This is a genomic window from Geobacter argillaceus, from assembly GCF_007830735.1.
Lineage (GTDB): Bacteria > Desulfobacterota > Desulfuromonadia > Geobacterales > DSM-12255 > Geomobilibacter > Geomobilibacter argillaceus.
Genome location: NZ_VLLN01000016.1, coordinates 16,565 through 38,145, shown reverse-complemented (window position 1 = coordinate 38,145; position 21,581 = coordinate 16,565). Strand labels below are relative to the sequence as shown.

Sequence of the window (21,581 nt, the reverse complement as noted above, 5' to 3'; positions counted from 1 at the left end):
GTCAGATCTCGATCCTGAATTCGGCGCCGTGGTCGATGTTACGTGCCCGGAGCGTGCCGTGCATATTGCTCTCAATAATGGTCTTTGACATGAAGAGGCCGACGCCGGTCCCCTTGTCAGGTCCCTTGGTGGTGAAATACGGATCAAAAATCCGGTCCATGATCTCCTCGGAGATGCCGCCGGCGTTGTCGGTAATGGTTATCACGGCCCTGCCGTGCTCCCGGAAGAGCGCTGCCTGAACCCGGGGGGTGACGACGTTCCGTTCGATGAAGGCATCCCTGGCGTTGAGCAGGATGTTGAGGAGCACTTGGGAAAACTCGTTCGGGAACCCCTCGATCATGAGCTCTTCACTAGTGACGATGTCACATTGTATCCCGAATTCCCGGAAGCTTCCCGTGAGAAGATTGAGGGTATTTGTCAACTCCGCGCTGACGGAGAAGAGCCGCTTTTCCTTGTCCGGCCGGAAGAAGTTCCTGAAGCCGTCGATGGTCTGGGACATGTGGTAGATCATCTGCATCGCCCGGTTGACGCTCTGTTCCAGATACTCCCCGCTGAACTCCCCGGCGGCATAGCTGATAGGGAGTTCCTGAATGAGCAGTCCCAGATTGTTGAGTGGCTGCAGCCACTGGTGGGCGATGTTCCCGATCATCTCTCCCAGGGCTGCCTGGCGGCCTTGCTGCATGAGCATCCGGTCCTTTTCCCGCAGCAGCTCCATTGCCCGCAGGCGTTCCTCGGTCTCCACGCGCAGTGCCTGCTCCGCCTTTTCCCGCTCTACAGCTTCTTCCATCAGGGCGTTGACCGTGCTGGCCAGCTCCGAGGTGCGCTCGGCAACCCGTTTTTCCAGCTCGTCATAGGCCTTTTGCAGCGACCGCTCGGCACGTCGCAGCTGGGTAATGTCATGGCCGACAGCAACGGCACCGATGACCTGCCCGTAGGTATCGCGCAGCGGCGCAGCGCTGAAGATGGCGACAAACTCCCGGCCGTCGGCGGCACGCTGGATCAGTTCCACGTCCTTGACCTCCGTACCGGTCAGGGCGGCCTTTTGCAGCGGCAGTTCATCTGCCGGGAACAAGCTGCCATCCGGCCGGTAGAGCTGGTAGTAATCGGCATGGTCGGCCACTGCCAGGTCAGCGTTGAGCGGGCGTTCGATCAGCCTCTGATAGGCCGGGTTGATATAGGTGACGCAGCCGCTGGCGTCGCAGATGGTTACCGGATCGAGCAGGTTGTTGACCGTGGTCTGCCAGCGGGACTTTTCCAGGGCAAGCTCCCGCAGCAGCGACTCTCTCTCCTGTTCGCCGATATGGCGCTCCATGGCAAGGGCTACCTGGTCGGCCACGGTTTTCATCAGTTCCAGTTCATTATCGGTAAAGCTGGTTTTGGAGCGGCTGCCAAAGGAGAGGGTTCCGATGACCCGCTGTTTGGAGACGAGGGGGTGGCACGCGTATGCCTGGATGCCAAAAGACCGTACCAACTCTGTTCGCGGGTCGTTCGATCCGGAGATGTTCTCGGTCACGATCCGGCAGCCGTCCCTGGCCACGCAACCACAGACCGCTGTCCCGATGTCGAGCCACCTGATACCGTCTGCCTCCGTCTCGGAGATCCCGGCGCAGGCATTCAGGTGAAGCCGGTTGGCATTCTCGTCAACAAGGAAATTGAAAAACAGCTGGCAGTCGAGAAACGCCATTACCTTTCGGCAGAGATTGTCGACTACGTCCTGGGGGGAGCCGGACGCAAGGAGCAGGTTTGCCGTTTCGACGATGAGTTTCAGCCGCTGGCTTGTTTCGCGCAGTGACTGTTCCGTATCTTTCAGTCGGCTGATGTCGAGGTTGATGCCGGCCCAGCAGAGAATCTCCCCCTGTTCGTCCCTGACCGGTACGCCGCGGGCGAGCACATGATGCCAGATCCCGTCGACTCCCCTGAAGCGGTGTTCGATGTCCCATGCCCCACCGCTGGCGACACACTCCTTCCATTTGGAGATGGTCTGCTCGGCGTCGTCGGGGTGCAGTACATCGCCCCAGCCGAAATCCGAGCACTGCTGCCGGGTGATGCCGACCATCTTAAGAAAACTGTCACTGGCATAGATGTTCCGGCCATCCGGGGCGCAGACCCATACCCCGTACTCGATGCTTTCACCAATGGCCCGGTAGAGGGCCTCGCTCTTGCGTAATGCATCCTCAACACGCTTCCGTTCGGCAATCTCGGTCTGCAGTGCCTCATTTGCCCTGACAAGCTCGGCGGTCCGTTCCCGCACCTTGAGTTCCAGTTCATCGTTGGCTTTCTGCAGAGCGTCTTCGGTTGTCGACTCCACCTGGATACGGTCTGATGGAGCAACATCCTTCCGGATGCCGGCCAGGCTGATCCTGGAGTCAATGGCCGGTTCGGCGATTTTCCCGCTCCTAAGCGCTCGGATGATCTCTTCCGCTTCCTGGAGTCGTCTGCGGAGTTCTCGCATTTCCTGGTGCATTATCGCATCGTCCTTATTCATGCGCACAGATTATCAAAAATGGCTGGATATGCAACGGGTTAGCTTGAACCCTTCCTGCAACATGCTAGAGTATACCAATAGTAGAGGCAGGCGCGGCCGCTCTGCCTCTACAGGAGGAGAGAATCATGGCAGAACCGGACGACAAGGCGAAAATTGCCGCAGACCCCTGCATAGACGGCGAACTGGCGCTGGCGCACAAGATCGAGGACCTGCTCTTTCCGAAAAGCTCGCCACTTTGCACCTGGTGCTGCATCGGCGTCAGGAACCAGATGGCCGACGAACTGGGAGGGGACTACTTCGATTTCATTACCATGCCGGACGGCTGCCAGACCCTGTTCATCGGCGATGTGACCGGCCACGGCCTGCACGCCTCGATCGTCATGTCCCTTGTCTATGGCTACCTCCACCGCGCCACCCAGGGGGAGTGCGATCCGGTGAGCCTGGTCTCCCAGGTGAACCGGTTCCTGACCTCCTTTGCCCGGCGCAGCCAGGCCCTGGACCACTTCTTTTCGTCGACCCTCTTCTTCGGCATCATCGACCCCGCGACCCAGGAGATGGTCTATGTCAACGCCGGTCACGTGCCGCCACTGGTGCGGCGGGGGGCGGAGATCATCCCGCTCGATACCACCGCTCAGCCGGTCGGCTTCTTCGAAGACCTGGAGATCAACAGCGGCCGTTTCCGTTTTGCCGCCGGGGACCGGCTGCTCCTCTATACCGACGGTATCGTGGAGTGCGCCAATGGCGCGGGAGAGCTGTTCGGCAGCGACCGGCTGGGAGAAACGCTCCGCAGCGCAAGCGGTGACGACGCCGAATTCCTCGATACCCTCTTCAACCGCCTGCAGGGATTCGGCGGGGGCGAGCGGCCAGATGACGACTGCACCGCCATTGTCGTGGATTTCAATACTTTCAGGCCGGCACCCGCAGCGCGGTGAGATTGTCAGGCGCACCGGTTCACATTAACCAACAGCCTGTTATACTTCCTCCCATGCCTTCTGCCATCGTCACCCGCGCACTCACCAAACAATACGGCTCTCTGGTCGCGCTGAATGCGTTCGACATCACGGTCCCCCAAGGTTCCATCTTCGGCCTGCTCGGTCCCAACGGCGCCGGGAAGACCACCCTCATCCGGATACTCACCACCCTGATGCGCCAGGACTCGGGTGAGGCGTTCGTGGAGGGGTTCGACACCCGCAGCCAGGGGAAAGAGATCCGCCGGCTGATCGGTGTGGTGCCCCAGGAGAACAGCCTGGACCGGTACCTGACGGCCCGGGAGAACCTGGAGCTGCATGCGCGGCTGCACGGCATGCCGGCCCAGCGGTACCGGCAACGGATCGACGAAATCCTTACCCTTATGGGGCTGGCGGAGCGGCAGAACGACTTTCCCGACACTTACTCCGGGGGGATGCTGCGGCGGCTGGTGGTTGCCCGGGCGCTTTTGCACGAGCCGAAGCTCCTCTTTCTCGACGAGCCGACCACCGGCCTGGACCCCCAGTCGCGGCGGGCGGTCTGGGACTACGTGCGGTCGGTGGCCGGCTCCATGACCATCATCCTCACCACCCACTACCTGGAGGAGGCGGAGCAGCTCTGTGACCGGATCGCCATCATCGACCACGGCCGGCTGATCGCGTTGGGAAGCCCGCAGGAGCTGAAGGCGCGGCTCACCGGCGGGGCGGTCTACGAGATCGAGTTCGGCCGGGATGGGGAGCAGTTTGCCACCGCGCTGCGTAATCTGGCCTGCATCGGCACCTTGCAGGTGGAAGGCCGGACCGTCATCGTCGAACTGGAGAGGTGGGAGTGTCTCTCCGAGGTGATCGCGGCCCTGAACGGGGCCGAGGTACGGCGGATCACTCTGCGGGACCGGACCCTGGAGGAGATCTTCATCTCCCTGACCGGCGAGGGGCTCAGGTGAGTCGGAATGCGGCGGAGCTAATATGATGACCTTCCAGGGCACAGTGGCCATCTGGCGGCGCGACATGCTGGTACTCCGCCGCAGCATCCTGCCGGAGCTGGTGGCGGTGGTCGCCTATCCGCTCACCATCTACCTGGCCTTCGGCATCGGCATGAAAGGGTACATCGGCCAGGTGGAAGGGGTGCCGTACAGCCTGTTCATCGCTCCCGGCCTGATCACCATGACCGCGGTGAACGCCGCCTTCAGCGAAAGCGTCTGGAGCCTCTGGTTCCACCGACGGGTACAGTTCACCATCGAATCGTACCGGGTGACGCCGATCACCGCATCCGAGATCGTCATCGCCAAGATACTCTCCGGCTTCACCCATGGTCTGGTCAAGGGGCTGGCCGTGGCGTTGGTGATCTTCGCCATCACCCCGTTTCGCTTCACCCCGGCCCACCTGTTAAGCTATCTCGTCTTCCTGGTCCCCGGGTCGGCACTCTTCTCCTGTGCCGGCATCATCTGCGGCACCCTCATGGACAAGCCCGAGACCATCGGCCGGGTGGAGGCGGTGTTCATCATGCCGCTCATGTTCATGTCCGGCATGTTCTTTCCCCTGTCGTCCTATCCCGCCGCCATTCTGCCGGTTATACGGCTGCTTCCCACCACGGCGCTGTTCGAAGGGGCGCGCCTGGCACTGGTTTCCGGCCGCTTCACGGCAGTCTACGCCGCGCTTCTGTATGTCACTGCCGCCGTACTCTTTACCCTGGCGGTAGGGATCTTCCGTCACCGCATGTCAGAGTAGCCATTCTGGGAGCCTGTCGGACTTAACCCGACCAGCTCAGTTTTGCAATGACTTCACTATGATGAGTGACGGGTCAAGTGCTATCTGGTTGCTCCTTTCACCGGTATGAGGCATGATGTCAACGAAAATGCTCCGGTTCCAGCCCATAACGGTTCAGCTTGTCATAGAGCGTCTTCTTCGGTATTTGCAACAAGTGGGCGGCGTCTGCCACCACCCCCTTCACACTTCGTAACGCTTCGCGGATCAAGCCCCGTTCATAGGTGTCCACCTGGGCCGCCAGCGAGGCCGCCGTTGTCCGGCCCGGCTCCAGACCATCGCCGACGCCGAGGCAGAGGCGCTCGGCAACCGCCTTCAGCTCCCGCACGTTGCCGGGCCAGTCGTGCTGCTGCCAGCGGATCAGGTCCTGCCCGTTCCAGGCCGGCGCCTCCCGGTTGAACCGGCTGGCCGCCTGGGAGAGGAAGTAGGCCATGAGCGGCGCGATGTCCCCTGGTCGCTGCCTGAGAGGCGGCAGTTCGATGGTCACCACATTCAGCCGGTAGTAGAGGTCGGCACGGAATGCCCCCTTGTCCGACAGCTGTTTCATGTTGGTTTTGGTCGCCGCCACGAGCCGGCAGTCAACCGGAATGGAACTGTTGCTGCCGAGGCGCTCGATACGGCGCTCCTGCAGCACCCGCAGGAGTTTGACCTGGAGCGCCAGCGGCATCGATTCGATCTCGTCGAGGAAAAGCGTGCCAGCGTTGGCGTACTCGATCTTGCCGATGCGCCGCCGATCAGCGCCGGTAAACGCCCCTGCCTCGTGCCCGAACATCTCGCTCTCGAAGATCGTCTCCGGCAGTGCCCCGCAGTTCAGCGCCACGAAAGGTCCCTTGCGCCCGCTCTGGGCGTGGAGGGCATGGGCCACCACCTCCTTGCCGGTCCCGGTTTCGCCGAGGATGAGCACGTCCACGTCGGTGGGGGCCAGGGCGGCAATGGAGCGGCGTACCTTCAGCATCGCTTCCGACTGTCCGATCAGCGGCATTGCCCCCACGTCGACCAGTTGTTCGTGCAGCCTCCGGATCTCCAGCAGCAGGCGGCGCTTCTCCAGTCCCCGGCGGATGACGTCGACCAGCCGTTCCGAGTGAAACGGCTTTTCGATGAAATCATAGGCATTGGCCCGCATGGCCTGTACCGCCATCGACACATCGCCATGGCCGGTTATCAGGATGACCGGGAGGTCGCGGTCGCGTTTCTGCAGTTCGTCCAGCAGCTCCAGCCCGGACATCTTCTGGAGCCGCACGTCGCTGACTACGACGGCCGGGGGGTCGTCCTCCAGAGCGGCAAGGGCGCTCTCGGCATTCCGGAAGGCGCGCACCGACAGGTCGGCCAGGTGGATCGCCTGCTGACAGCCGTGCAGCACCGCTTCGTCGTCTTCGACGAGGTAAACCAGTAGGTTGTCCGGTGAGTTATGTCGGGTCATGCAATGCTTCCTCCAGCAGTATGGTGAACTCCGCTCCGCCATTGTCACTGTTTCGGGCAGTGAGGCTGCCACCCAGCTCCGTGATGATCATGCGGGATATGGCCAACCCCAGCCCCAGCCCTTGCCCTGCGGATTTGTTCGTCAGGAACGGCTCGAACAGCCTCGGCATGATCTCCGGTGCGATGCCGGGGCCGTTGTCGCGGATGGCGATCATGACGTCGGGCGCTTCATGCCGGACCGCAACGGTCACCTGTCCGTCCGGCAGCTCCGCGACCGCGTCCAGGGCGTTCCTGAGGAGATTCACCAGCACCTGCTCCAGGCGGACGGAATCGGCCAGCACCTGCAGCTCCTGCGGGAACGGCGGTACCTCGATACGGGCGTCGATCTGACGCCGGCGTGACTCGACCAGCATGACGGCCTGTCCGATCGCATCGGCGATCCGTATTGGCTGCAGTTCGGCAGGGGCCTTGCGGGCAAAGGTCTTTATTTCGGCCACGATCCGGCCCATCCGGTCGGCCATCTGCCGGACGAGCCCGAGGTTTTCGCGCACCTCCTGCAGCCGGCCGCGTTCCAGCAGGCTGACGGCATTGTCGGTCAGGGTGTGCAGGGCGGTGAGCGGTTGGTTGATCTCGTGGCTGATGCCGGCGGACATCTGACCGAGCACGGCCAGCTTGCCGGCCTGCACGGCGTTGTCACGGGTTTCGCGCAGGATGCTCTCCGTCGTCTTCAGCGCCTCGATCTTTTCCTCCAGCGACAGGTTGGTGGCCACCAGGTCGCTGGTCCGTTCCGCGATCCGCTGTTCGAGCTCCTGATATGCCCGTCTCAGTGCCGCTTTTGCCTGGCGCCGTTCCTGGTACCGCTTGGCGTTCAACTGGAAATGGATGACGATGAAGAACAGGAATGCGGTGGCAAAGCTGGCGGCAACGCCGGCCAAGAGGGCACTCTGGCGTTCCTGGTCCGTGTTTGCCAGCAAGATCATCCTCCAGCCAAGGGGTCCGACCATTCTCGACTGGACGAGATAATCGCGGGGCTCGTCATGGGGCAGGATGATCCGCGCCATGAGGCTACCTTCCTGCAGATTGAGACTTGTCTCCAAAGGGACCAGGCTGAGGTTGTTGTAGGCCCGGGTGGTACGGAGCTGTTCAAAGGCATTCTTGCCGAGCTGCGTCAGGGTCCGGTAGCGCCATTCCTTTACCGACGTAAGAAAAATGACTCCGGAGTCATCGGCCAGGAGGACATTCTCCCCGCTCTTGAGAAGCGCCGATTCGAAACTGTCCAGGTTCACCTTGATGGCGGAAACCCCGAGCCGCTTGCCATACACCTCGACCGGTGCGGCGAGGAAGTAGCCGGGCAGTCCGGTTGTCATGCCTATGCCGAAAAAGCGACCGAGCCCCCCCTGTATGGCATCGCGGAAATAGGGACGGAAGGCATAGTTCTCACCCACATACGATGTCGGCTGGTTGAAATTGCTGGCCGCAAGGGTCAGGCCGTCCGCATCCATCAGATAGGCGGCGGCAATATCCGAAACCCCCTGGATATTCCGAAGGTAGTCGTTGGCGGCCTTCTTCAGGGTGGAGTCGTCAGGATGGAGCAGGAGCCTGCCGAGCTTTTCCTCGTGGGCGACAAGCCGGGGTAGCGATTCATTGCGGGTCAGTACTGACTCCAGGCTCAGACGGTAGAACTCCATGTGCTGACTGGTAATTATCCGCAGAGCTTCAAGGTTCCGTGTCAGCAGTATCTGCTCGGTCACCCAGCCGACCAGCAGGCAGACCAGAATCGTTGATCCGGCTTTCATGGCAAGTCTGATGAGAGTAAGACGGAGCTGCCCGGGGCCGGTGTGTGATGTCATAGGTTGAGCCGTCTGTTGCCTGTCGTGTAGGTCGGTCGGGATGAAGAGTGACGACGATAGTAATACAGTATCCGGCGCAGTTCAAAACTTTACTACGAAGGGGGTGTTGTTCCGGGGGGGGACAGAATGGAGCGATCCGTCTGACCGCACTTTCAGGGCGGCCAGACGAGTGAAACGTTGATGCAGCCCCCCTGTTCGTGGAAGAGATATTCCCCCAGAGTGACGTTAATGCCGACCTCGGAGCAGTAGCTGAGCGTTCCCGGTTGTTCTTTGGCGAGTTGATCGTTCCATGAGTATCCGCCCGCTGTGTAATATTCCTCGGTTCCGGGGTCCGTGCGGACTGAAAAGCCGGAGAATCGCCACGGCACGCCAAAACTGATGTCAACCGGCAGGTGGGTGACCGAGTTGATGAACTCTATGCGCCCTTTCTGCCAGGCCCAGAGCCAGATGGTGCTGGAACCGCGATCCCCGGAGACCCTGACCGGACGGACAACTCCTGCCGCCAGCAGCAGCGGGATCAGGATAATCAGGGGGGCTATGCGGCACCATCTGGCTCTGGACACGGCATCGATCATTTCACGAGCCCTTTTTCCTTGTAGTAGCGGAGTGCACCCGGGTCGTAGGGAATGGTGCCGTGGATGAATTTCACCGCGTTCGCCGGGGTGTTGTCCTTGGCCGCCTTGACAGCCTTCTGCAGCTGGTCCTGGTGTTCAAACAGGGCCTTGGTGATGGCGTAGGAGTATTTCTCGGGCAGGTTCTTCGGCCCCACGAAGAGGTTCCAGAAGGCCAGGGTCCGGGTGTCCTTGGCCGTTCCGTAGACATCCTTGGGGATCACCCCTGTCTCCATCACGCCGGGGTACTTTTTGAGCAGTTTCTTGACCAGTTCCCCCTTCGGATCAAGGTCCACCATTTCCAGCTTGTTCCCCTGGCGGGACATGGAGGTTGCCAGCTCGGTCACGGAGCTGGTCGGAAGTCCGCCGGACCAGAAGTAGGCATCCAGGGTGCCGTGGGACATGGATTCCCCCGATTCCCCCGCACCCAGCCGCTCCTGCTTTGCCAGGTCGGAGGTCTTGACCCCGGCTGCATCCAGCACCATGAACGCCTCCAGTTCGGTGCCGGAACCGGGCGCTGCGGTTGAGACCCGTTTCCCTTTCAGGTCGGCCACGGTCTTGATGTGCGATCCCGGCGCGGCCACGATATGAAGGATATTGGGATAGGCGGCCCACAGTACCCTGACGTCCTTGGCCGGCTTGTCCTTGAACTTTTCGATGGCGCCGGTGTAGGCCTGGTAGGCCGAATCCGGCAGCACGATACCCATATAATAGGTGTTTTTCTTCGGATCGCTGCGGCGCTGTATCAGCAGCAGGTTGTCCACCGACGCGGCGGTCTGGATGGCGGTTGCCTCCACCCCGGCATATTTCGTGAGGATTTCAGCCAACGCGGTGCCGTAGTAATAATAGACGCCGCCAATGCCGCCGGTGGCGATCAGGATTTTCGGTTTCTGCTCCGCCGCCGCGGCCAGGGAACCGAACCCCAGCAAGACTGCTACCAATAGTCCGACGATCTTCTTCATGTATTCCTCCTTGTGGTGTAGTTCCACTGTTAACTTTGTTGTGGGCATCGCGTAACCCCTCCTCCCCTTAGCCCCTCACGAACCGGCCTCAGGCTTAGAAACCGCACACGCATCCGCTCCCCCGAGATCTTCCACCACGGCTCCTTCCTTCTTCCTCCCCAGGAAGAACCAGAGCGAGGCGGCAATCACTGCCAGGTTGATCCAGAGGAAGGGGACGAACAGGCCGAGGGACAGGATGCCGAGTACCCAGCATTCCCACCTGTGCAGCGGCCGCCGGGTGTATCCCACCGTGGCCGCCGCCATCAGGATCGCACCGATAGACACCATGGCCAGGCGGACGAGGAAGCCGGTGATCGTGTCGAACATGGAGGTGGTGCGCCACATCGGGATAATCAGCAAGGCCGTTCCCTGATAGCCCAGGATGAAGGAGAAGCCCAGCAGGTACTTGGGGAGCGCCACTTTGGCCGCATAGATCCCCGTCTTGAGTGGGTCGGTGTGGAACACCGACGACGCGGCATAGGCGGAAAGGGCCACGGGCGGCGTGACGTCGGCCAGTACGGCATAGTACATCAGGAACATGTGGGTCGAGAGCAGCGCCGCCTCCTGCGGGATGCCGTTGGCCATGGCTACCTGCAGGATGGCCGGGGCGGTCAGTGACGAGGCAACCACGTACGTTGCCGTCGGCGGAATCCCCATCCCCAGGAGCAGTGCGAACCCGGCGGCGAGGAAGGTGGCCGTCATCAGGCTCTGACCGGAAACCATGGTCAGGAACTGTGAGAACTTGTTCGGCAGGCCGGTCATGACCATCAGGGTCAGGATCAGGTTGGCGCAGACCACTGCCGTGCCGATCGGGATCAGTGAGGAGAAGCCGTTTGCCAGCCCCTTGATCAGGACCATCGGGCTGGCGGGACGCAGCGTCGGGTCCAGATAGCTCAGTATGACGAAGAGGGCTATGGAGCAGACCACGGCCAGGCTGACCGAATACCCGAAGTAGATGAACCCTACGATCAAGAGGATCGGCAGGAAGATGAAGCTGTAGCGGAGGAAATAGGTCTTGCCGTACCGTACCCCGTCCTCCACTGGCTTTATCCCCTTCATTTTGACGTACAGGTAGTTGTAGGAAACGATGGCGACGATGTAGAGCAGCATCGGTCCCAGGGCCATGATGCAGACCCAGGAGTAGGGGATGCTGAGGATCTCCACCATGACGAATGCCATGGAGCCGAGCACGGGGGGGGTGATCATGGCGATGGTGCCCGAGGTGGCCGCGATGCCGGCGGCCTCGTACTTGCCGTAGCCACCCTTTTCGAACATCGGCTTGGAGATGGTGGAGACGAACTGGGTGTCTGCCGCGCCGGAGCCGCTGAACATACCCATGAAGACGGAGGCGATCACCGTCACGATCCCGGGGCCGTCGGGCCTGCCGCAGGCGGCCAGTGACGCAATGTTACCGATGATGCGGCCCAGGTTCAGGGCGCCGATGATGCCGCCCAGGATGGTGAAGTAGACCAGATATTTTACTGAGACCCCGGTTATCATGCCGAACAGGCCGGCCTCGGTCTCGCTGAAAAGCTTTGCCAGCAGCAGGTCGAAGTCGAACGAGGCGTGGGCGAAGATGCCGGTGAACAGGTTGCCGTACAGGTTGTAGAGAAGGAAGGTGAAGACCAGGCAGGGGAGGATCGCCCCGGTGTAGCGGTACACCTGGCCGAGGAGGAGCAGGGTCAGGCCGAACGCCATGACCAGGTCCCACGGCTCGGGGACCATGGCCCGATCGATGATCTCCTTGAACTGGGTGACCTGATACACGTAGGGGATGATCACCAGGAGTGCTCCCAGTTTATCCATCCACTTGCCCGAGCTCGGATACACGGCCGGCAGGACGGCGGTCAGCCAGAACAGCGAGGCGATGATCTTGAACTTCAGGGCCAGGTCGATCTGCCAGAAGGCGTACAGGGGAAAGGCGGCCATGAGGGCGAAGATGTATGCCCCAACCCCGGCCTTGCCGCCGCTTCGGCGCGAGGAGAGCAGGTACCCCGCTACCAGGAGGAAAAAGACGTGGGTTGCCCGCTGCACCTGGGTGAGGTCCAGGATGGAGAGCGAGGCCTTCGCAAACGGCGTGTACGGGTGGATCACCAGATAGAGGCTGTACAGGCTGGCGATGACCAGGAACGGGGTGATCACGAAGCGGTTGAGTCTGCCGGTATCCGGGGTTTCAGAGTGCATTTCCATGGTGCGGTTTCCTTTCCTTTGTGTGTAGCCGGAACCAAACAAGAAAAATCGAAAGCAATTAAACACGGATCAACGCTGATTTATACGGATTGGCGCTGATAACCCTAAACAGAAATCAATCTTTCAGGCGGGCAGTAGGCGAGGAGCTGGGCCAGTTCGCGCTTCAGCTCGGCATCGATCTGCGCCCCGGGATGGCGGACGTGAGCGGTGCGGATCGCGCCGCGCTGCCGGTATATTTCCTTGTGCAGTGCCAGGCCGATTCCGGGCTGGAACTCGTAGCGCAGGAGCGGACAGGCACTGTAGAAGATACGCTGAGCCTCGGCGAGGTCGTTCCGGATAAAGGAGCGATAGATGGCCTTCAGCAGCTCAGGGTAGGAAAAGCCGGTCATGATGCCGTCAGCGCCGCGCTGCAGTTCATCGAGGAAATACATGCCGCCCAGCCCGCCGAGGATGCTCAGTTCCGGGCAGAGCCTGCGGAGCTGGGTGATCTTCGGCCCGGTGGGGGGCTCTTCCAGTTTGATCACCTTGACCTGTTCGATCTCGCCGAACATCCGGGCGACCAGCTCTGCGTCCAGCAGGATGCCGGTGGTAGCCGGGTAGTCGTGGCGAATCAGCGGGGCCTGTACGGCCTCGCCGATTCGCCGGTAGTAGTCGAAGATCACGCCGTTCTTCTGGACCGGTGGCGGCGCGACCAGCAGACCCGCTGCGCCGCCGCGCATGGCGGCGATCCCTTTGGCAATGGCCAGATCGGTGCCGGCGGCGCCGGCACCGGCGAAGACCGGTATCCTCCCGGCTGCCGCCTGCACGGCAATGCGGAGCACCTCGGCCTGTTCCGTCTCTCCGAGCTTGGGCGCCTCGCCCATCACTCCGAGCACCACCACCCCGTCGACTCCCAGCCGCACCAGAAAATCGATCAGCTGAAAGAGGCTTTCTCCGTCCAGTTCCCCCTGCTCATCAAACGGGGTGGGCACGATAGTGTGGACGCCCTTCAGTCGTTCGCTCATTGTCCGCTTCCTCCTGGCCCTCACCGGGCCATATAGTAAATAGGAACAGTATTTGTGTGCAGTCGGAACGTCGGGTCTGAAAGCTTGCTTTGTTCGACGGTCAATAGGGCCTCAGTGACAACGTCAGCAACTCTCAGTTCGTTGTATCTGAGCATTGAAGAGCAAGTCGCGTGCCGGTATGCCTGGTGCCGGTAAATTTAAATACGCTGTTATATTGTACTGTTATGGCGCCGTGCTGCGGCAGGGGAGGAGCAGGGTGTGCGGATTTTCGGAATGTGGTGTAAGGGTTGTGCGGTCGGCCGCACGGAGAGCCGGGTGTCTCTTGTCTGCATGGGGACGTGGCAACGCCAAACGGAAAGGCCCCGGGCATCATGCCCGGGGCCATAATTTGGTAACGTATCTTGTGGAAGGGATCAGTTCTTTACAAACGAGAGAGCGGTGCGCACGTTGCCAACCAGGTTGATGAGCCGCGGGCCGATATCTGTTTCGATCAGCTGTCTCGACAGTTGAAAGGATGCACCGCTGCAGCTGAACACCATGATGGTCCCGTCATCGAGTGTGAGCGGCACTGCGGCGGCATGGACTTCGGTTCGCCAGGTGCCGAGGCTCGTGCAGTAGCCGAACTCACGGTAGTCCGCCATCGCCTTGTCAATGCCATCCTTGATGAGCGGCCAGTTCTGTGCCTCGTTGGCACGGATCTGTTCCATCAGTTCGGTCCTCTTGTCCTCGGGAAGGGCGCACAGATACGCTTTCCCCATGGAGGTCGTCGCGATGGGGATCTGCGAGCCCACATCGAGCTGGACTGCGAGTGTGGATGTGTTCCGATAGGTGTCTATATAGATCATGTTCAGTTGGTCACGAATGCCCAGATTGACCGATGCCTGTGTGTGTTCGGCCAGGGCCTGCATAAGTGGCCGCGAAATGCGGCGGATATCCATCTGGGCCAGTTTGGCGTAGCCGAGACCGATCACGGCATTACCCAGGCAGTACTTGTTGTGCGTGGTGGAGTAATTGAGGTAGCCGAGTTCTGCGAGGGTGAAGGTCAGCCGCGAAACGGTTGACTTGGGCAGTCGTGTCCGTTTCGAGATTTCCTGGTTCCCCAGGTAGTGGTCGCTGGGATGAAAGCAGCTTAAAACCTCCAGCCCTCTTGCCAGCGCCTCGACAAATTTTCGCGCATCTTCTGGGGTTCTGTCGGTTCTGCGATCCTTTGTCATGCCTCTTGTCTCCCCTGAAAGGTCCCTCTGGATGGTGGTTCTTTTTCAAACACAGGTTTGCATAAAGGCAAATTCATGTCAACAGCATTTAAGCGAATTTTGGGCACTATGTTCCGTGCTGCGGTACGGTATGGAAGCCGATAGTGAGGGTGATTCGTATCGTTTTGCTGTTTGTTGCTTAAAAATGACGTGTATTTACTGATGAGTGACCGGCGGTGTAATTGTGTCGCAATGTAATAAATTTTGTTTGAAATCTTTTTTGTTTATAGTATCATCAATTGCAGAACATTTGTACCGCATAGTGGAACTATGTATTTGAAGGTTTGGTTTGGTCGTGATTGTCAATTAAACAAGGGAGAGTGCGCAATTGGACGGTCCTCTGAAGCATGTGCGGGTGTTGGATTTGAGTCGGGTGCTGGCCGGTCCGTGGGCTGGGCAGACCTTGGCCGATCTGGGTGCAGAGGTTATCAAGGTTGAACGCCCGGGTGTCGGTGACGATACCCGTGGCTGGGGCCCGCCGTTTCTGGCCGACAGGGAGGGGACGCCGACCCGCGACGCCGCCTATTTCCTTTCCGCCAACCGGGGGAAAAAATCGGTCACCATCGATTTTACCCGTCCCGAAGGACAGGATCTGGTGCGGAGGCTTGCGGCCAGTTGCGACATCGTGCTGGAGAATTTCAAGGTGGGGGGGCTGGCCCAGTACGGTCTCGACTATCCTTCCCTGAAAGAGGTAAATCCCGGCATCATCTACTGTTCCATCACCGGCTTCGGCCAGACCGGACCCTATCGTCAGCGGGCCGGTTATGATTTCCTGATCCAGGGGATGGGCGGCTTGATGAGTGTAACCGGGGAGCCCGGTGGCGAGGCGGGTGGACCGATGAAGGTCGGTGTTGCAATCGTCGATATCTTCACCGGCATGTACGCCACGACGGCGGTCCTGGCCGCACTGGCCTGCCGTGAGCGGACCGGCATCGGCCAGCATGTCGACCTGGCCCTGCTTGATGTCCAGGTGGCAACCCTGGCCAACCAGGCGACCAACTACCTGGTCTCGGGCCGTTCTCCGGAGCGTCTCGGCAATGCACATCCGAACATCGTGCCGTACCAGGCCTTTGCCACCAGTGACAGCCATATCATCCTGGCAGTGGGGAACGACGAGCAGTATCGCCGATTCTGCGCCGTGGCCGGCGCTCCGCATCTGGCAACGGACGAGCGGTTCGCCACCAATGCCGACCGGGTGCGCAACCGCGACAGTCTCATTCCGCTGCTCCGCGATATATTCGGGCTCCGGACCAAGTCCTGGTGGATTGCCGAACTGGAAAAGGCCGGTGTTCCGTGCGGGCCGATCAATACCATCGAGGAGGTCTTTGCCGACCCTCAGGTCCGGGCCCGCTCGATGTGTGTCACGGTTGAGCACGCTAGCGCCGGAGAGATACCGCTGGTCGGCACGCCGATGAAATTCTCCCAAACCCCTGCGGGGGCGTTGCAGCCGCCGCCGCTCTTGGGTGAGCACACAGTGCAGGTGCTGGAGCAGCTGCTCGGTGTCGACGGTAACACAATAACCTCGCTGCGCGAAACCGGCGTTATATAACTCGCGGCGCCACATGCTGACCGCACCCGCAGCGTCATGATAACATCTTCATTTTTCGGTATCGTAGCCCGTTTCAGAAAAATTATTTTAAGCATAATTCCTTGACAAAAAATTATGTATTGTGGTACTCGATTACTATAATAACCTGTAAAACAGTTTATCGGTTCCGCTCTGCGGTACGGACGGCAATATAAGGGAAAATATCGGCTGTTTCTTAGGCGACACGCAACTAACCAGATCAACGAGGAGGACACCATGTATTTCGGACTCACTGATGAACAGAAGATGATGCAGGACGTGGCCAGGGATTTTGCACAGAAGGAGATCCTTCCGACACTCAAGGAGGACGAGGCAAATCATACGTTCCGTCCCGAACTGGTCAAGAAGATGGCCGATCTCGGCTTTTTCGGTTGCGCCCTGCCGGAGGAGTACGGCGGCAACGGCTGCGGCTTTCTGGAGTCGGTCATTATCGCCGAACAGCTGGCCATGGTCAGCGGTTCCTCGCGTCTGCCGCTGAACATGCAGAACATCGGTCCTGCCATAACCGTCAACAAGTTCGGCACCACGGCGCAGAAAGAGCGCTTCATCCCCGACTGGGTCAGCGGTGCGTCGTTCGGCTTCTTCGCCATTACCGAGCCCAACTCCGGTTCCGACGTTGTCAGCATGGGGACCACTGCCACCGATCGCGGCGATCACTGGGAGCTGAACGGCCAGAAGATGTGGATCTCCAATGCCCATCTGGGCGACTGGGGTCTGGTGTACGCCATGACGGACAAGAGCAAGAAATACCAGGGGATGACCTGCTTCGTCGTCAACCTGAAGGGGAACGAGGGGATCATTACCGCCCCGATCGAGACCAAGCTCGGTCTGCACTGTGCCCCCACCGGCGAGATCTCCTTCAGCCAGGCCAAAATCCCCAAGGACTCGGTCCTGGGTGAGGTGGGCCAGGGTTTCCAGATCTGCATGTTCCAGTTGAACAATACCCGGATCAGCTGCGCAGCCGGTGCACTGGGGATCGGTGGCAGCGCTGTTGAGGCGGCTATCGGCTACGCCAACGAGCGGACCCAGTTCGGCAAGAAGATCGGTTCCTACCAGATGATCCAGGCCCAGATCGCCGAGATGGTTGCCGAGCATGAGGCGGCCAAGCTGCTCGTCTACCAGGCAGCCTGGCTCAAGGATCAGGGGATGCCCAACCAGTACCAGACCTCCATGGCCAAACTGTTTGCCTCAGAAGCAGCGGTAAAGGCGGCCTGCGATACGATGAAAATCTTCGGCAGCTACGGCTTCTCCACCGAATATCCGGCAGAACGCATCCTGCGCGATTCCATGTCACTGCGTACGGTCGAGGGGACGAGCAACATCCAGAAGACCATCATCGCCGGCATTGCCCTCGGGGATGTGACCAACCGCTAGTGCCGCCGGTTGTGCAGATGCAGTTATTTCGACTATATGCTGTTCAATTTCAATAGATAGAGGGAAAGGGGCCTGGTATGTCGCGAAAACAAACGCCGTTGCGTCCGTATTTCGAAAAAATGGCCGATATCGGTAAGGCGCTCAATGAAGGAGAAGTCAAACGCGCTCAGGAAAATATCGAGCTCGTCCGGGAGCAGGAGCGGATTCTCGCCCGGGAGACGGAGAGGGTGAAGAATGCGGGTATCCCCGCCAAGAAGATCCATGAACGGGGCGGGATGACCATCTACGACCGTCTCGACTACCTGGTGGACCCGGGAACCTGGTCTCCCCTGCACACCCTCTATAACCCCCGGGACAATGAAGAAGGATGCACCGGGGTCGTGAACGGCATCGGCAAGATCGAAGGGAAATGGGCGGTCATCATCGGCTTTGACAACAAGGTCATGGCCGGCGCCTGGATCGCCGGACAGTCCGAGAACATCCTCATGGTCACCGACATGGCCAAGCGGCTCAACGTGCCGCTGGTCTGGCTGACCAACTGCAGCGGCGTCAAGCTGATGGAGCAGGAGACTGTCTATGCCGGCCGCCGCTCCAGCGGGGCCCCCTTCTACCGCCATGCCGACCTGAACCATCTGGGGATTCCGATCCTGAACGCCATCTACGGCACCAACCCGGCCGGTGGCGGTTATCAGGGGATCAGCCCCACCATCCTGCTGGCCCACGAAGGGGCAAACATCGCCGTCGGCGGCGCCGGCATCGTCGGCGGGATGAACCCCAAGGGGTATATCGATGCCGAAGCGGCCCGGGCGCTCATCGATGGCACCAAGAGCTTCAAGGCCAAGGATCCGGGTCGGGTGGAGACCCACTTCGATCACACCGCCTATTTCCGTGAGGTGCATGACACCGAGAAAGGCGTACTGGACGGCATCAAGGATTATATGCGGATGATGCCCGCGTACGATCCGACCATGTTCCGGGTCGCTGCTCCTGCCGCACCCAAGTTCCCGGTGGAGGATCTCAACATGATCCTTCCCGCGAACCAGAAGCGTCCCTACGATGCCATCCAGATCCTGGCCCGCCTCACCGACAGCAGCGAGTTCATGGAATACCGTCCCGACTACGGCCGCGAGGTTTTTACCGGCATCGCCAAGATCGACGGCTTCCCGGTCGCCTTCATCGGCAACCGCCAGGGGGTCTTCCCCGGCTATCCCGAATATGCCAATGGCGCCTATCCGGCGGTTGGCGGCAAGCATTACCGTCAGGGGCTTATCAAGCAGGCCGAGTTCGTCACCCTCTGCGGCCGTGACAACCTGCCGATCGTCTGGCTGCAGGACACTACCGGCATCGATGTCGGCGATCTGGCCGAGGAAGCCGAACTGCTCGCCCTGGGCCAGTCCCTGGTCTACTCCATCGAACAGACCGATCTCTCCATGATGTGCGTGGTGCTCAGAAAGGGTACCGCTGCGGCCCACTACATCATGTGCGGGCCCCAGGCCAACAACAACAACGCCTTCACCCTGGGCACGCCGCTGACCGAAATCTACGTCATGCACGGTGAAACCGCTGCTGCCGCCTCCTACGCCCGGCGGCTGGTCAAGGAGGACGAGGCGGGCAACGACCTCACCCCGGTCCTGGACAAGATGAACCAGATGATCCAGGACTACCAGGACAAGTCACGGCCGGCCTACTGCGCCATGACCGGTTTTGTCGACGAAATCGTGTCCTTGCCCGATCTGCGCAAGTACATCCAGGCCTTTACCGGTGCCAACTACCAGAATCCAAAGTCGATCACGCCGGTTCATCAAATGCTTCTGCCACGCATCATCAAGGGATAGGGGGCTCAAGTCCCCCTTTAAGAAAGGGGGGCAACTTCCTGCGGAAAATCGAATCGGATCGCTATTTGAAGATACACGAAAGGAGTTGCACATGAGCAAAGGAAAGAAGCCTCTTGGTATAACCGAAGTCGTACTGCGTGACGCCCATCAGTCCCTCTTCGCCACCCGTCTCCGTCTGGACGACATGCTTCCCATCGCGGACAAACTGGACCAGGTGGGGTACTGGTCCATCGAGATGTGGGGCGGAGCAACCTTTGACTCCTGTATCCGTTTCCTCGGTGAGGATCCCTGGGAGCGTCTCCGGGAACTGAAGAAGGCCATGCCGAAGACCCAGCAGCAGATGCTGTTCCGGGGGCAGAACATCCTCGGCTACCGACACTATGCCGACGATGTGGTGGAGAAATTCGTGGAGCGGGCGGCGTTCAACGGCATCGACGTCTTCCGGGTGTTCGACGCCATGAACGACCCGCGCAACCTGGATACCGCCATCAAGGCGGTCATCAAGCAGGGAAGGCACGCCCAGGGGACCATGTCCTACACGGTCAGCCCGGTTGACACCATTCCGAAGTGGGTCGATCTGGGCAAGCGGATCGAAGATATGGGTTCCCATTCCCTCTGTATCAAGGATATGGCCGGCCTGCTTTCTCCCTACACCGCCTATGAGCTGGTCAAGAAGCTGAAGAAGTCGATCAGCATCCCGATCCACATGCAGTGCCATGCCACCACCGGCATGTCCACTGCCACCTATGTCAAGGCCGTTGAAGCCGGCGTTGAAAATGTCGATACCTCCATCTCCTCCATGAGTATGACCTACGGCCACTCGGCCACCGAGGCTCTGGTGGCCATCATGTCCGAGACGGATCAGGCAACCGGACTCGATATGGTGCTGCTGCAGGAGATTGCCGATTACTTTACGGTAGTGCGCAAGAAATATGCAAAGTTCGAAGGTTCCCTGAAGGGTATTGATGCCCGGATCATCATGGCGCAGGTTCCTGGCGGCATGCTGACCAACATGGAGAGCCAGCTGAAGGAGCAGGGTGCCGGGCACAAGATGGATGAAGTGCTGGCTGAAATTCCCAAGGTGCGCGAGGACCTGGGCATGATCCCGCTGGTTACCCCGACCTCGCAGATCGTCGGGACCCAGGCGGTCATCAACGTCCTGACCGGCGAGCGGTACAAGTCCATGACCAAGGAGACCGCCGCCGTTCTCAAGGGGGAATACGGCGCCACCTCGGCACCGGTGAACAAGGAGCTGCAGAAGAAGGTCCTGGCCGGGGCCGAGCCGATCACCTGCCGTCCCGCAGACCTGCTTGACCACGAGATGGACAAGCTCACCGCCGAGCTGCGCGGCCTGGCAACCGAGAAAAACCTCAAGTTCGGGGATCACGAGGTGGAGGATGTGCTCACCTACGCCCTCTTCCAGCAGGTCGGGCTCAAGTTCCTCGAGCATCGTGACAATCCGGCCATGTTCGAGCCGGTTCCCACCGGCGAGGAGACTGCCCCTGCTCCCAAGGCCGCTGCTGCGCCCGCAGTTGCCGGCGGAGAACTGTTCACCGTTACCGGTGGTGGCCAGACGTTTGTGGTACAGGTCGCCAAGGCGACCGGTGCCGCCGCTGCCGCAGCCGCAGCTGCCGCCAATGCCGCCGGGGCTTCTGCCGCTGCACCGGCCGCTGCGGCCTCTGCCGGGGCCGATATCGTCTCGCCCCTTGCCGGCAATGTCTGGAAGATCGAGGTTGATCCGGGTCAGGAAGTCAAGGAAGGGGACCTCCTCCTGATCCTCGAGGCGATGAAGATGGAGAACGAGATCTTTGCCGACCGGGACGGCATCGTCGGTACCATCCACATCCAGGAGGGGAATGCCGTCGACATCGGCCAGCCGCTCGTCACCCTGATCAGCGACGCTGCGCCCGTCGCAGCTGCCGGTACTCCGGCTGCCGCCAGCGCTGCCGCTTCCCCCAAGAACGGGGTTGCCGCACCGCTTGCCGGCAATGTCTGGAAGATCGAGGTAACCCAGGGTCAGAAGGTGCAGGAAGGTGATCTCCTCCTGATCCTCGAGGCGATGAAGATGGAGAACGAGATCTTTGCCGACAAGGACGGAATTGTCAGCCAGATCCACATCCAGGAGGGGAATGCCGTCGACATCGGCCAGATTCTCCTTACCCTGGACTAAGTTACGATATATCGAGTTGTTTCTTTATTATCACTGAGCGTTCAAGCCGACATCCTTTCCCCGTCCCTCCTG

At 60.4% G+C, this 21,581-nt stretch carries 15 protein-coding genes; 7 read left to right on the top strand and 8 right to left on the bottom strand.

The window, feature by feature from the left end:
• Position 1: 1 nt before the first annotated feature.
• Positions 2 to 2,464, bottom strand: a complete 2,463-nt coding sequence (locus tag JN12_RS20645; protein WP_211360542.1) for a PAS domain-containing protein — start codon at positions 2,462 to 2,464, stop codon at positions 2 to 4.
• Between the two features lie 146 nt (positions 2,465 to 2,610).
• On the opposite strand from JN12_RS20645, the gene JN12_RS12970 reads away from it, so the two are divergent.
• From JN12_RS12970 to JN12_RS12960, 3 genes are read left to right on the top strand one after another with little or no spacing between them, the layout of a single operon-like run.
• The gene (locus JN12_RS12970; RefSeq protein ID WP_145023390.1) at positions 2,611 to 3,417 is read left to right on the top strand and encodes a PP2C family protein-serine/threonine phosphatase; all 807 of its coding nucleotides are present in this window, start codon (positions 2,611 to 2,613) and stop codon (positions 3,415 to 3,417) included.
• A 53-nt stretch (positions 3,418 to 3,470) separates the two neighbouring features.
• Complete coding sequence (locus JN12_RS12965; protein WP_145023388.1) at positions 3,471 to 4,394, top strand: ABC transporter ATP-binding protein; 924 nt, start codon at positions 3,471 to 3,473, stop codon at positions 4,392 to 4,394.
• 22 nt (positions 4,395 to 4,416) lie between these two features.
• Positions 4,417 to 5,178 (top strand): ABC transporter permease, encoded by a 762-nt coding sequence (locus tag JN12_RS12960; RefSeq protein WP_145023386.1) that lies wholly within the window; start codon positions 4,417 to 4,419, stop codon positions 5,176 to 5,178.
• Positions 5,179 to 5,296: 118 nt separating this feature from the next.
• On the opposite strand, the gene JN12_RS12955 is transcribed toward JN12_RS12960, so the two are convergent.
• The 7 genes from JN12_RS12955 to JN12_RS12925 form a co-directional block, all read right to left on the bottom strand.
• Positions 5,297 to 6,634, bottom strand: coding sequence for a sigma-54-dependent transcriptional regulator (locus JN12_RS12955; RefSeq protein ID WP_145023384.1), 1,338 nt, complete (start codon positions 6,632 to 6,634; stop codon positions 5,297 to 5,299).
• Entirely contained in the window at positions 6,621 to 8,429 is a 1,809-nt protein-coding gene (locus tag JN12_RS12950) for a sensor histidine kinase (RefSeq protein WP_211360541.1), read from the bottom strand. Before JN12_RS12950 ends, JN12_RS12955 begins: the two co-directional genes overlap by 14 nt.
• Positions 8,430 to 8,635: 206 nt before the next feature.
• The gene (locus JN12_RS12945) at positions 8,636 to 9,046 is read right to left on the bottom strand and encodes a hypothetical protein (protein ID WP_145023380.1); all 411 of its coding nucleotides are present in this window, start codon (positions 9,044 to 9,046) and stop codon (positions 8,636 to 8,638) included.
• Between the two features lie 8 nt (positions 9,047 to 9,054).
• Complete coding sequence (locus tag JN12_RS12940; RefSeq protein WP_145023378.1) at positions 9,055 to 10,056, bottom strand: TAXI family TRAP transporter solute-binding subunit; 1,002 nt, start codon at positions 10,054 to 10,056, stop codon at positions 9,055 to 9,057.
• Between the two features lie 75 nt (positions 10,057 to 10,131).
• Entirely contained in the window at positions 10,132 to 12,285 is a 2,154-nt protein-coding gene (locus tag JN12_RS12935; protein WP_145023376.1) for a TRAP transporter permease, read from the bottom strand.
• Positions 12,286 to 12,389: 104 nt separating this feature from the next.
• Positions 12,390 to 13,289, bottom strand: a complete 900-nt coding sequence (locus JN12_RS12930; RefSeq protein WP_145023374.1) for a dihydrodipicolinate synthase family protein — start codon at positions 13,287 to 13,289, stop codon at positions 12,390 to 12,392.
• Positions 13,290 to 13,702: 413 nt separating this feature from the next.
• On the bottom strand, positions 13,703 to 14,503 hold the full coding sequence (locus JN12_RS12925) for an IclR family transcriptional regulator (protein ID WP_145023372.1): 801 nt from the start codon (positions 14,501 to 14,503) through the stop codon (positions 13,703 to 13,705).
• Between the two features lie 367 nt (positions 14,504 to 14,870).
• Here JN12_RS12925 and JN12_RS12920 point away from each other — a divergent pair, with 367 nt between their 5' ends.
• From JN12_RS12920 to oadA, 4 genes are all read left to right on the top strand, one after another.
• The gene (locus JN12_RS12920) at positions 14,871 to 16,091 is read left to right on the top strand and encodes a CaiB/BaiF CoA transferase family protein (protein WP_145023370.1); all 1,221 of its coding nucleotides are present in this window, start codon (positions 14,871 to 14,873) and stop codon (positions 16,089 to 16,091) included.
• A gap of 255 nt (positions 16,092 to 16,346) precedes the next feature.
• Positions 16,347 to 17,504 (top strand): acyl-CoA dehydrogenase family protein, encoded by a 1,158-nt coding sequence (locus JN12_RS12915; RefSeq protein ID WP_145023368.1) that lies wholly within the window; start codon positions 16,347 to 16,349, stop codon positions 17,502 to 17,504.
• Between the two features lie 77 nt (positions 17,505 to 17,581).
• Positions 17,582 to 19,339 (top strand): acyl-CoA carboxylase subunit beta, encoded by a 1,758-nt coding sequence (locus JN12_RS12910; RefSeq protein WP_145023366.1) that lies wholly within the window; start codon positions 17,582 to 17,584, stop codon positions 19,337 to 19,339.
• Positions 19,340 to 19,430: 91 nt separating this feature from the next.
• Complete coding sequence (gene oadA / locus JN12_RS12905) at positions 19,431 to 21,509, top strand: sodium-extruding oxaloacetate decarboxylase subunit alpha (RefSeq protein ID WP_145023364.1); 2,079 nt, start codon at positions 19,431 to 19,433, stop codon at positions 21,507 to 21,509.
• Positions 21,510 to 21,581 lie beyond the last annotated feature (72 nt).